Source organism: Brevibacterium renqingii (genome assembly GCF_017808105.1).
GTDB lineage: Bacteria > Actinomycetota > Actinomycetes > Actinomycetales > Brevibacteriaceae > Brevibacterium > Brevibacterium renqingii.
Genome location: NZ_JADBHF010000010.1, coordinates 75,420 through 88,230 on the forward strand (window position 1 = coordinate 75,420; position 12,811 = coordinate 88,230).

The window sequence follows — 12,811 nt, forward strand, 5'->3', positions numbered from 1 at the left end:
GACCGCGGGTGTCAGACACGCTGACCGGCATGAACGAGACGCTCATGCCGGCCCGGCTGTCACCGGGTCGCGTTCGACCCGGGCTCCGACTCAGTCGCGCATCCGGCCGACGGCGGCTTCGCCGACGGGTTCGCGTGCGGCGCCTTCTGCGGCGATCGCCTCCTCGGTCTCGGCCTCCTCCTCGACCGGAACGTAGCCGTTGATGCGCTGCGCATCAAAGCGTTCGACATCCAGGATCTCATGCCGCTTGGCCACGATGGCCGGGATGAGCGCCTGACCTGAGACGTTGAGCGCTGTCCGGCCCATGTCGACGATCGGCTCGATCGCCAGCAGCAGGCCGACGCCCTCGAGAGGCAGGCCCAGAGTCGACAGCGTGAGCGTGAGCATCACGGTGGCGCCGGTGGTGCCCGCCGTCGCCGCCGATCCGATGACCGCGACGAAGATGATGAGCAGGTACTGGATGAGTGAGAGGTCGACGCCGAAGAACTGCGCGACGAACACCGCGGCGATGGCCGGATAGATCGCGGCGCAGCCGTCCATCTTCGTCGTCGAGCCGAAGGGCACGGCGAAGGCCGCATAGCTCTGCGGCACACCGAAGTTGTCGGTCGCGACCTTCTGCGTCACGGGCATCGTCCCGATCGAGGACCGGGAGACGAATCCCATCTGAGTGGCGGGCCACACACCGGAGAAGTACTGCCGGACCGAGAGACCATTGGCCTTGGCCAGTGCCGGATAGACGCCGAAGAACACGATGGCCAGTCCCACGTAGACGGCCACGACGAACCACAGCAGCGAACCCATCGTCGACCAGCCGTAGGAGTTCACCGCATTGCCGATCAGGCCCAGGGTGCCGATCGGGGCGATGCGCACGATCCACCACACGACCTTCTGCACCACGGCCAGGGCCGCCTCGGTGAACTCGAGGAACGGTTCCGCGGCCTTGCCGACCTTGACGGCGGCGATGCCGATGGCACCCGAGACGATGATGAGCTGGAGGATGTTGAAGTCGACTTCGGAGCTCAGTCCTCCGGCTTCATCGGCCGAGGTGGCCACTTCGAGTCCGAGGAAGTTCACCGGCACCAGCCCGGTGAGGAAACCGATCCAGCTGCCCTGCGAATCCGGAGCGGATCCGCTCAGTGAGGTGGCATCGGCGTGCGCGCCCGGTTGGATGACGACGCCGAGGATGAGGCCGATGAGCACGGCGATGAGGGCGGTGAGCGCGAACCACAGCAGGGTCGACACGGCGAGTCGGGCGGCATTGGTGACCTTGCGCAGATTGCCGATGCTCGCGATGATCGCGGTGATGACCAGTGGGACCACAGCGGCCTTGAGGAGAGTCACATAGGACGATCCGATGGTGTCGAGCGTCTGCCCGAGCCAGTTGTCTTCGGTTCCGCTGACCGGACCCCATGACCGCGCGATGAGCCCGAGGATGACACCGGCGATGAGTGCGATGGTCACCTGCACTCCGAATGACTTGCTCCATGCGGGCAGTCTCATGTGATAACTCTCCTAGCTGTTCCTTCCCGCGTTCTGCTGCGGGGAGTGTTCGACAGGAACAACTGTTGAGCAATTCTGGAAATTCCGCAAATCCGTGTGAGCTGCGCCGCATGCGCAAACCGGCGGCGCCCGACCCTGATTCGGATCGGACGCCGCCGGCATCGTCGACTCTCGCGGGCTCAGTGCCGGGGCGAGCCGCCCTCCCGGACGATCGGGACCTCACGGGTGATCGGGGATTCGGGAACGACCCCGTATCCGGCCAGCGGATCCTCCTCGGAGTCCGAGGCGTCCTGGTAGGCGGCCGTGACGCCCTTGGCGGCATCCCCGATGGAATGGATGCGCAGGGCGTTCGTCGAGCCGGGGATCCCAGGAGGAGAACCGGCCACGAGGATGCTCTGGTCCCCTTCGCGAGCGGTGCCGTCGGCGAGCAGGACCGCGTCGACCTGCCTGGCCATCTGGTCGGTGTGCCGCACCGGCTTGACGAGATACGGCCGCACTCCCCAGGTCAGGGCCAGCTGATGGCGGACCTGCGCGTCGGGGGTGAAGCCGAGGATCGGCCAAGCCGGGCGCAGACGCGACATCCGGCGCACCGAATCACCGGTCTGTGAGAACGTGCACAGCAAGTCGATGTCGAGTTGCTGAGCAATCTGTACGGCAGCCGCGGTCACCGCTCCGCCCTTCGTATGCGGCACAGTGCCCAGCGGCGGAATCCGGTCGAGACCGTGCTCCTCGGTGGAGCCGATGATCCGACTCATCGTCCGGATCGCCTCGATCCAGTGGGCGCCGACCGACGTCTCCCCGGAGAGCATGAGCGCATCGGCGCCGTCGAGGACGGCGTTCGCGCAGTCACTGGCCTCGGCCCGGGTGGGGCGCGAAGCTTCGATCATGGTCTCGAGCATCTGCGTGGCCACGATGACCGGCTTCGCCTGCTGACGCGCGATCTCGACAGCGCGCTTCTGCACGATCGGGACCTGCTCGAGCGGCAGCTCGACTCCGAGGTCTCCCCGGGCGACCATGATGCCGTCGAATGCGTCGATGACCTCATCGAGCCGGTCGACGGCCTGAGGCTTCTCGAGCTTGGCGATGACGGGCGCGGTGATCCCGACCTCGTCCATGACGGCGCGCACATCGTCCATGTCCTCCGGGCTGCGGACGAAGGACAGCGCGACCCAGTCGAAGCCGAGCTGCAGCCCCCACTTGAGGTCGTCGATGTCCTTCTCCGACAGGGCCGGGACGGACACCGGCACGCCGGGCAGGTTGATGCCCTTGTGGTTGGAGATGGTTCCGCCGATCTCCACCTCGGTGACCACCTCGGTGTCGGTGACCTCGGTGGCGCGCAGGCGCAGGCGCCCGTCGTCGATGAGCAGCGGATCGCCGACGGAGACGTCCTCGGCCAGGGTCGGAAGCGTTGTGCTCACGATTTCGGCGGTGCCGGACACATCACGGCTGGTGATCGTGAAGGCGGATCCTTCGGTGAGCTCCTCCTTGCCGTTGGCGAAGGTGCCCACGCGGATCTTCGGCCCCTGCAGGTCGAGCAGCACGGCGACCGCCCGTCCGGTGTCGAGGGCCGCCTGTCGGACCCATGCGAACTTCTCCTCGTGTTCGTCTCGGGTTCCGTGGCTGAGGTTGAATCGCGCGACGTCGACTCCTTCATCGACGAGTGCGCGGATCTCTTCGTAGGAATTCTGGTTCGGACCTAAAGTTGCGACTATCTTTGCACGCCTCATGCACTCCACCCTACCTGCATCGCGACGACGGCTTCGACTCGTCCGCCGGGATGCGTTCTCGTTCGGCTGCCGGCACCTCAGTGTGCCAGTGTCTCAATGTTCGACATTTTTCATCTTACTTGAACCCGATGTCACGCGGGGTGACGGGGGCAGGCAGCCGCGTCGATCCGGTGAGGTACCGGTCGACCTCGGCGGCCGCGGCACGTCCCTCCGCGATCCCCCAGACAATGAGCGACTGGCCGCGGCCGGCGTCTCCGGCGACGAAGACACCGGCGGTCGCGGTCTGAAAGGAGTCGTCGCGGCAGAAGGCTCCTGACTCATCGAGGTCGAGGCCGAGCGCTTCGGATTCGGGGCCGGAGAAGCCGAGGGCCAGCAGGACGAGATCGGCGTCGAGCACGTGTTCTGTGCCCGGGGTCGGGATCCGGCGTCCGTCGAGGAACTGCGTCTCGGATACCTCGATGCCGCGGACCGCTGAGTTCCGGTCGCCGACGAAACCCGTGGTCGAGGCCAGGTAGCGCCGGACGCCTCCCTCCTCGTGCGAGGTCTGGACCTCGAAGATCCGCGGAACCGTCGGCCAGGGATCGCTCTCGCTGCGTTCGGTGGGAGGCTTGTCCCCGATCGCCAGGGTCGTCACCGAGGCGGCTTTCTGTCGCAGGGCCGTGCCGAGGCAGTCGGCGCCCGTGTCGCCGCCGCCGATGATGATGACATGTCTGCCCGCCGCGTCGATACCCGGAACGGAGTCCTCACCCGCCTGAGCCCTGTTCGAGGGCACGAGGTAGTCCATGGCGAATTCGACGCCTGCGAGTTCCCGTCCGGGCACGGGCATGTCCCGCGGCACCGTCGCACCGGTGCACACGACGACGGCGTCGAAGCGAGCTCGGACGTCCTCGAGCGTGAGTTCCGCGCCGATCTCGACCGCGGTCTCGAAGCGTGTGCCCTCGGCCCGCATCTGTTCGAGCCGGCGGTCGATGTGGTGCTTCTCGAGTTTGAAATCGGGGATCCCGTAGCGCAGGAGCCCGCCCAGGCGCTCGTCGCGTTCGTAGACGACGACCGTGTGTCCGGCCCGAGTCAGCTGCTGGGCGCAGGCGAGTCCCGCAGGTCCGGAGCCGATGACGGCCACGGTATGCCCGGAGATCCGGTCAGGGATCTCCGGGGCGATGAGGCCCGCGGCGAATCCCTGGTCGACGATGCTGACCTCGACCTGTTTGATCGTCACCGGCGGTTGGTTGATGCCGAGCACACAAGCGCTCTCACACGGGGCCGGACAGGCCCGGCCGGTGAATTCCGGGAAGTTGTTCGTCGCGTGCAGGAGTTCCACGGCGCGCGAGAGCTCGCCGCGGTGCATCGCGTCGTTGAATTCCGGGATGAGATTGCCCAGGGGGCACCCCTGATGGCAGAAGGGCACACCGCAGTCCATGCAGCGAGACGCCTGGCGGCGCAGCTGCTCGGGATCGCCTTCTTCGTGGACCTCGCGAAAGTCCATCAGCCGGATCGGAACGGGTCGCCGCTTCGGCAGCTCACGGTCGGTGACGGTGAGGAATCCGTGCGGATCAGCCATGGGTGACCTCCAGAATGGTGTTCCAGACGGCCTCGGAGTCCGGCTCGTGCCCGGCGGCGGCGAGATCGGCCTGGATGTCGCGGACGGCTTGGTAGGCGACGGGAATGATCTTCGTGAAGCGGGAGAGGACGTCCTCGCCGCGGTGGAGCCCCTCGAGGAGTTCGTCCGCCAGAGGCGAGCCCGTCCGGGCGAGGTGTTCGCCGAGGAGGCGCTCGAGGACCGTCATGTCGTCGACGCCGACTCCGGTGAACCGGAACACGCCGGCCGCGCGCTCGTCGGGATTGAGCCGGACAGGATTGAAGTCGAGGACGTAGGCGGTTCCGCCGGACATGCCGGCTGCGAAGTTCCTTCCGGTTCCGCCGAGGATGACGGCCACGCCCCCGGTCATGTACTCCAGGCCGTGGTCGCCGATCCCTTCGACGACGGCCTCGGCACCCGAGTTGCGGACCAGGAACCGCTCCCCCACCTGGCCGGAGACGAAGAGCCTGCCCGAGGTGGCTCCGTAGCCGATCACATTGCCGGCGATCACGTCGTGTTCGGGTCGGGTCCGGCTGAGCTCGCCGGGACGGACGCTGATGATGCCGCCGGACAGGCCCTTGCCGACGTAGTCATTGGCGTCTCCGGACAGGCAGATGCTCACACCCTTGGGCAGGTAGGCGCCGAGCGACTGGCCGGCCGTGCCGCCCAGTTCGAGGCGGATCGTGTCCTCGGGCAGTCCGCGTGCGGCGTGCGACCGGGTGACGTGATGGCCGAGCAGCGTGCCGACCGATCGGTCGGTGTTCTCGATCCTCGAACTGATCGTCACCGGCCTGCCGGTGGCGATCGCCTCGCCGGCCTGTTCGAGCAGCCGGGGATCGAGCTCTCCGGCGAAGTCGCGGGTCACCGGACCGGAGCCTTTGCGCGCTCCGGTCGTCGACCCCGAGGGGTCGGCGGGGACGGTGAGGATCGACTGGAGATCGAGGTGGAGGCCGGTGGCGGCGGCCCGTTCCACATCGATGCGCAGACGCTCCACGGCCCCGATCGCCTCGTCGAGGGTGCGGAAGCCCAGTTGCGCGAGGTGGCCGCGCACTTCCTCGGCGATGAAGGTGAAGAAGTTCACGACGTGATCGGCCTGGCCTCGGTAGCGCTCGCGCAGCACCGGGTTCTGGGTGGCGATCCCGACGGGACAGGTGTCCTTGTGGCAGACGCGCATCATGATGCAGCCGGAGACGACGAGCGCGGTGGTCGCGAACCCGAATTCCTCGGCGCCGAGCAGAGCGGCGATGATGACGTCGCGACCGGTCTTGAGCTGACCGTCGACCTGGACGCTCACTCGATCGCGGAGACCGTTGAGCACGAGCGTCTGCTGCGCCTCGGCCAAGCCCAGCTCCCATGGGGTTCCGGCATGCTTGAGCGAGCCGAGCGGGCTCGCTCCCGTGCCGCCGTCATGACCGGAGATGAGGACGACGTCGGCTCCGGCCTTCGCCACCCCCGCCGCGACGGTGCCCACACCGATCGCGGAGACGAGTTTGACGTGGACCCGGGCTCGGGCGTTGGCCCGGCCGAGGTCGTGGATCAGCTGGGCGAGATCCTCGATCGAGTAGATGTCGTGGTGCGGCGGCGGAGAGATCAGGCCCACTCCGGGGGTCGCGTGACGGGTCTTCGCGATCCAGGGGTAGACCTTCTCCCCCGGAAGCTGTCCGCCTTCCCCGGGTTTTGCTCCCTGCGCCATCTTGATCTGCAGATCGTCGGCTTCGGTGAGGTAGTGGCTGGTCACCCCGAAGCGTCCGGAGGCGATCTGCTTGATCGCCGAACGCCGCTCGGGGTCGACCAGCCGGTCGGCGTCTTCCCCGCCCTCGCCGGTGTTCGACTTCCCGCCGATCCGATTCATCGCGATCGCCAGCGTCTCGTGAGCCTCGCGTGAGATCGAGCCGTAGCTCATCGCCCCGGTCGAGAAACGGCGCATGATCGCTTCGGCCGGTTCGACCTCGGAGATGTCGATCGGACCCGAGTCTCCGGGCACGAGTTCGAACAGACCGCGCAGGGTCATCAGCTCCCGCGACTGCTCGTCGATCGCCGCCGTGTACTCGGAGAAGATGTCGAAGCGCTTCGTCGCCGTCGCGTGCTGGAGCTTGAAGATCGTCTCCGGGCTGAACAGGTGGCCCGGGCCCTCCCGGCGCCATTGGTATTCCCCGCCGCCGCGCAGCGGCCGGTGGGCCGGCTTCGGATGGTCGTCGCGGTAGGCATCGGCGTGCCTGGCCGAGTTGTCCGCGGCGATGTCTGCGATGGTCTTGCCGCCGAGCTGATGCGGCGTCGAGGTGAAGTGGCGGTCGACGAGTTCGGCGGCCAGTCCGACCGCCTCGAAGGTCTGCGCTCCGTGGTAGGACCGCACTGTCGAGATGCCCATCTTCGACATGATCTTGAGCATGCCTTTGTTGAGCGCGGTGAGCACGTTCGCAACCGCCGCGGTCTCGGTGATCCCGCGGATCCGGTCGGCCCGCACGAGCTCTTCGGCGGACTCCATGAGCAGATAGGGGTTGACCGCGGAGGCGCCGAACGCCACGAGCGTGGCCGCATGGTGGACCTCGCGGACGTCTCCGGCCTCGACGACGATGCTCACCCGGGTCCGCGTGCGCTGACGCACGAGATGGTGGTGGAGGGCGGAGGTGAGCAGGAGGGAGGGGATCGGCGCGAGATCGGCTGTGGACTCACGGTCGCTGACCACGATGAACACGACGCCTGCGGCGACGGCGGCGCTCGCCTCGGCGCACAGCGCCTCGATCCGTTCCTCCATGGCATCGGCTCCGGCGTTGACGGAGTAGAGCCCGGACAGGGTCACCGTCGCTCGCGGGGCCGCCGTGCCGAGGTGGTCGCCGCGGATGTGGGCGATGGCGGCGAGTTCGTCGTTGTCGATGACCGGGCGGTCCAGAATGATGTGCGCGGAGTCGGTCCGGCCGTGTTCGAGGAGGTTGCCCTCCCGTCCGAGTCCGGCGGCCATACTGGTCACGATGTGTTCGCGGAGCGAGTCGAGCGGCGGGTTCGTCACCTGCGCGAAATTCTGGTGGAAGTAGTCGAAGAGCAGACGGGGCCGTGCGGACAGGCCTGCGATCGCGGTGTCGGTGCCCATCGCCCCGAGGGGTTCGGCGCCTGTCTCGGCCATCGGGGCGATGAGGAGGCGCAGCTCCTCCTCGGTGTAGCCGAATGTCCGCTGCCGGCGGCGCACCGAGGCCTGCGGGTGGCTGACGTGCACGCGGGTGGGCAGCTCCTCGAGGCGCTTCGAGCTCTGCTTCACCCAGTCCGCGTAGGGGTGTTGAGCGGAGAGCCGATTCTTGATCTCGGTGTCGGAGATGATCCGCTCGGTCTCGGTGTCGACGAGGAACATCCGTCCCGGGGTCAGGCGTCCTCGGGCGACGATCTCGGCTTCGTCGACGTCGACCACGCCGACCTCGCTGGCGAGCACGACCGTGTCGTTCGTCATCACATAGCGGGCGGGGCGCAGACCGTTGCGGTCGAGCACGGCACCGGCCAGGCGCCCGTCGGTGAAGGCCACGCAGGCGGGTCCGTCCCAGGGCTCCATGAGCAGGGAGTGGTATTCGTAGAATGCTCTGCGGGATTCGCCCATGCCCGGATTGTTCTCCCAGGCTTCGGGGATCATCATGAGCATCGCCTGCGGCAGCGAGCGGCCGGCGGCGACTAAGAGTTCGAGTACGGCGTTGAAGGAGGCCGAGTCGGACGCACCCGGAGGCACGATAGGGCACACCCGCTCGAGGCTGTTCGAGGTCGTCGGCACCGGTGAGGAGAGCAGCTCGGAGTCGAGTTGGGACTCGCGGGCCTGCATCCAGTTCCGGTTGCCGCGCACGGTGTTGATCTCACCGTTGTGGGCGATCGTGCCGAAGGGCTGCGCGAGCTGCCAGGAGGGGAAGGTGTTCGTCGAGAACCGCGAGTGGACGAGCGCGATCCGCGAGGTCAGGCGTTCGTCGTTCAGTTCGGTGTAGAAGCCGGACAGCTGCCCGGTCGAGAGCATGCCTTTGTAGGTGATCGTCGCCGGTGACAGCGAGGGGAAGTAGATGCCCTCGGCATCGAGCCGCTTCCGGATGATGTAGGCGCGGCGACGGAGGTCCTCGGCGTCTTCGGCCGGATAGTCGGCGTCGAGGACGAAGAAGACCTGGCGCATCCGGGGCTGCGTCGAGCGCGCGATCTCGCCGAGCACGCTCTCGTCGTGCGGCACATCGCGCACGGCGAGCACGTTCAGCCCCTCTTCGGCGGCGATCCGGCGGACGGTGTCCTCTTCGGCGTCCCCATCGTCGGTGCCCGGTTCGGGCAGTCCGCAGGCGGCATCGGCGGTCACGGCCGCGGTTGTGCCGATGAGGTCACGACGATAGTCCTGGGAGAAGAAGCCGATCCCTGTCGCGTACTCGCCGACAGCCGGGAGTTCGACTCCCTGTTCGCTCAGCACTCGGCAGAAGTAGTCGTGGGGGATCTGGAGCGTGATGCCCGCTCCGTCGCCGGTGCCTTCGTCCGAGCCGATGCCGCCTCGGTGCTCGAGCCTGCGCAGAGCGGTCAGAGCCTGGTCGACGACCTCGTGGTCGGCCGGTCCGCGATAGCGGACGATGAGGGCGAGACCGCACGCATCGTGTTCGAGGGCCGGATCGTAGAGGCCTGCGCGGCCGGGCGGGGACGAGGATTTCGGAGTCGTGCGATTCTTCTGTGCCATCAGCTGCCTTCCCGGTGCGGTGCTTCCGAAAAGACGGCGCTGTCCTCTGCGGTTCGGACGTGTCATCGGAAGAGTTCCGAGGACTCACCTGTGAGACGTCCCTCACAGGCGGAATCTCAATCTACACGAACCGCTGCCTGCGCTGAACGATCGGAAAGGCTCGAACTGTGAACCTATTCGTCTCAGCGCTCGGGACTTGAGGGCTCCTGTCCCGAAGACGGCGCCTCCACCCGGGCTCCGGGCTGGACACCCGTCCGGCCGCGGACATCGGGCACGATGGAGATCGCGGAGGTCACCGCACCGAAGAATCCGAAGCTGTGCGCACCTCGGAGGGCGATCGCTTCCTCGTCGTCGGGAGCGGGCGGCTGCGCCGCCCCGGCCGCTCGTGCGGCTTCCTGACGCGCGATGGACGGATGGCCGGCACCGGTGTCCGCGGCCGTCGGGTCCTGCGTGGACCGATCTGCCGGCCGCCGAACGTTCGTGCCGGTCCCCGTCTCGACGACATACGGTATGGATCCCGTCATCGGCGCGTTGACTTCGTATGTGTGCTTGCCGCGATCGCGACGTCGGATCAGGGTGCGGGCCTGATGGACGTAGACGCCGCGCTCCTGCGTCCGGTGACGCAGCCGCGAGACGATCAGCCAGACGAACCCGACGAACAGGGTCAGTGCAGCGGTCCACACATTGAGCGAGAGGCCCAGCACCTCACGAGCGTGTGCCGCCGCCGGGGTGCCGATGCGCAGCGCCTCCAGCATGACTCGGCCGAGCCCGAAGAGGCACAGGTAGAGGGCGAAGACCTGCCCGTAGCCCAGACGCAGCCGCTTCGAGATGATGATGAGGGCGATGCAGCCGAACAGGTTCCATGCCGATTCGACGATAATGGACGGCAGGTTGACCCTGCCGTCGAACCAGTCGCCCCAGGCTCCGGCCACCTGACCGAGGATGAGGCCGGGAGCGACCGCATCGAGGAAGGGCAGGATGCGGATTCCCTGATATCGCGTGAGCAGCACGGCGGTGACCAACCCGACGAGCAGCGCGCCCCAGAAGCTGAATCCGCCGTCCCAGACGGCCAGCGCCCGCAGCGGGCTGATGCCGGGTCCGAAATAGGTGTCCAGCGACAGCAGCACATGACCGAGACGACCCCCGACCACGGCTGCTGGGACCGTGACCACCGTGATCGCCCACAGGTCGCCCTTGTGACCACCGCGTGCTCGCCATTGGATCGCCGTCATCCACAGGGCTAGGCCGATGCCGAGGATGACGAACAGGGCCCATGCCGGGCTGAAGCTCATGCACATCCTTCTGCGAGTTCGGCAGCGAGTTCGCCGAGCCCGCGCACCCCATCGGTGTCGAGGGACTTGACCAGCGCGGATCCGACGATGACGCCGTCGGCGTAGTCGGCGACCTCTGCGGCCTGGGCGCGCGTGGAGACTCCGAGTCCGACACAGGCCCGCTGAGCGCCGGCCTCTCTGAGTCGGGAGACGAGGTCACGTGCGTGGTTGTCGACCTCGGCCCGGACTCCGGTCACGCCCATGGTGGACGCGGCATAGACGAATCCGCGCGTCTGGGCGACGATGCGTGCGATGCGCTCGGGTGTGGACGAGGGTGCGGCCAGGAAGATCCTGTCGAGGTCGTAGTCGTCCGAGGCGGCCAACCAGGGATCGGCTTCGTCCGGGATGAGGTCGGGGGTGATGATCCCGGCCCCGCCGGCGGAGTCGAGATCGCGGGCGAAGTCGGCGATGCCGTATTGGACGATGAGGTTCCAGTAGCTCATGACCACGGCCGTGCCGCCCGCCTCGGCGATGGCGGAGACGGCGGTGAGCACGTCCCTGGTCCTAACTCCGCCCTCGAGCGCCCGTTCCGCGGCTCGCTGGATGACCGGGCCGTCCATGCCCGGGTCGGAATAGGGCATTCCGACCTCGACGATGTCGACGCCGGACTTCACGAGTTCGACCATGGCCTCGATCGATCCCTCGACCGAGGGGAAGCCGACGGGAAGGTAGCCGATGAGGGCGGCCTTGCGACCGGCCTCGGCGACGGCGGTGAGAGTCGTGCCCGTGCGGGGACCTGCTGCTGTCATACCTGCACAGCTCCTTCGTCGAGGTAGTCGAACCATTTGGCGGCGGTCGTCATGTCCTTGTCGCCGCGGCCGGAGAGATTGACGAGCAGAACTGCGTCGGGACCGAGTTCGCGGCCGACGCGCATGGCACCGGCCAGAGCATGTGCCGATTCGATCGCGGGAATGATCCCTTCGGTGCGCGAGAGCAGGCGCATGGCCTCCATCGCGTCCTCGTCGACGACGGGTTCGTAGGTGACCCGTTCGATGTCGTGGAGGTGGGAGTGCTCGGGACCCACCGACGGGTAGTCGAGGCCGGCCGAAACCGAGTGCGAGCCGCGAGTCTGGCCGTCCTCGTCCTGCAGGATGTACGTGGCGGACCCGTGGAGGACGCCGGGCCGCCCGCCGGAGAAGCGGGCCGCGTGACGGCCGGAGTCGATTCCCTCTCCCCCGGCCTCGAAGCCGAAGATCCTGACGTCGGCATCGGCGAGGAAAGCGGCGAAGATGCCCATCGCGTTCGATCCTCCTCCGACGCAGGCGCAGACGGCGTCGGGCAGACGCCCGGCCGCCTCGATGATCTGTTCGCGGGCCTCGATGCCGATGACGTTCTGGAAGGAGCGGACCATCGCCGGGAACGGGTGCGGTCCGGCGACGGTGCCGATGACGTAGTGGGTGGCGTCGACGTTGGCCACCCAGTCCCGCATGGCTTCGTTCATCGCATCCTTGAGCGTGCGGGTGCCATTGGTCACCGCATTTACCGTGGCGCCGAGCAGACGCATGCGCGCGACGTTGAGAGCCTGACGCTGAGTGTCCTCCTCGCCCATGTAGACGACGCACTCCATGTCCAGCAGAGCCGCAGCCGTCGCGGTGGCGACCCCGTGCTGACCGGCGCCGGTCTCGGCGATCAGACGGGACTTGCCCATGCGCTTGGCCAGCAGTGCCTGGGCCACGGCGTTGTTGATCTTGTGGCTGCCCGTGTGGTTGAGGTCCTCGCGCTTGAGGAACACACGAGCGCCGCCGCAGTGCTCGGCGAAGCGAGTGGCCTCGGTGAGCAGCGAGGGCCTGCCGATGTAGCTGCGCTGCAGCTCGAGGAGTTCGTCGGTGAAGGCGGGATCGACCTGGGATTTGCGCCAGGTCTCCTCGATCTCGTCGAGCGCCGGGATCAGCGCTTCGGGGATGAATCTGCCTCCGAACTCGCCGAAATACGGCCCGGTCTCCTGGCTCACATCGTTCATTGCGGTCCTTCTCGATCTCAACGTCGTCGGGTGAGGTGCGAC

Annotated in this window: 7 protein-coding genes; all 7 read right to left on the reverse strand. The window is 67.5% G+C overall.

Translation table 11 applies throughout. The features are described from left to right. Positions 1–90: 90 nt before the first annotated feature. The 7 genes from IHE57_RS11615 to trpB all read right to left on the reverse strand — a co-directional run bounded on the left by IHE57_RS11615 (position 91) and on the right by trpB (position 12,769). A complete protein-coding gene (locus IHE57_RS11615; protein WP_209373143.1) occupies positions 91–1,500 on the reverse strand; it encodes a dicarboxylate/amino acid:cation symporter in 1,410 nt (469 codons plus the stop codon). Between the two features lie 179 nt (positions 1,501–1,679). Next, positions 1,680–3,227 (reverse strand): pyruvate kinase, encoded by a 1,548-nt coding sequence (gene pyk / locus IHE57_RS11620; RefSeq protein WP_209373145.1) that lies wholly within the window; start codon positions 3,225–3,227, stop codon positions 1,680–1,682. Between the two features lie 115 nt (positions 3,228–3,342). Next, complete coding sequence (locus tag IHE57_RS11625; RefSeq protein WP_209373147.1) at positions 3,343–4,785, reverse strand: glutamate synthase subunit beta; 1,443 nt, start codon at positions 4,783–4,785, stop codon at positions 3,343–3,345. After that, positions 4,778–9,478 (reverse strand): glutamate synthase large subunit, encoded by a 4,701-nt coding sequence (gene gltB, locus IHE57_RS11630; RefSeq protein ID WP_209373148.1) that lies wholly within the window; start codon positions 9,476–9,478, stop codon positions 4,778–4,780. The genes IHE57_RS11625 and gltB overlap by 8 nt, the downstream gene beginning before the upstream one ends. Positions 9,479–9,660: 182 nt before the next feature. After that, the gene (locus tag IHE57_RS11635; RefSeq protein WP_209373151.1) at positions 9,661–10,770 is read right to left on the reverse strand and encodes a prolipoprotein diacylglyceryl transferase; all 1,110 of its coding nucleotides are present in this window, start codon (positions 10,768–10,770) and stop codon (positions 9,661–9,663) included. Further along, entirely contained in the window at positions 10,767–11,558 is a 792-nt protein-coding gene (trpA, locus tag IHE57_RS11640) for a tryptophan synthase subunit alpha (protein ID WP_209373153.1), read from the reverse strand. Before trpA ends, IHE57_RS11635 begins: the two co-directional genes overlap by 4 nt. Further along, on the reverse strand, positions 11,555–12,769 hold the full coding sequence (gene trpB / locus IHE57_RS11645; protein WP_209324832.1) for a tryptophan synthase subunit beta: 1,215 nt from the start codon (positions 12,767–12,769) through the stop codon (positions 11,555–11,557). Before trpB ends, trpA begins: the two co-directional genes overlap by 4 nt. Positions 12,770–12,811 lie beyond the last annotated feature (42 nt).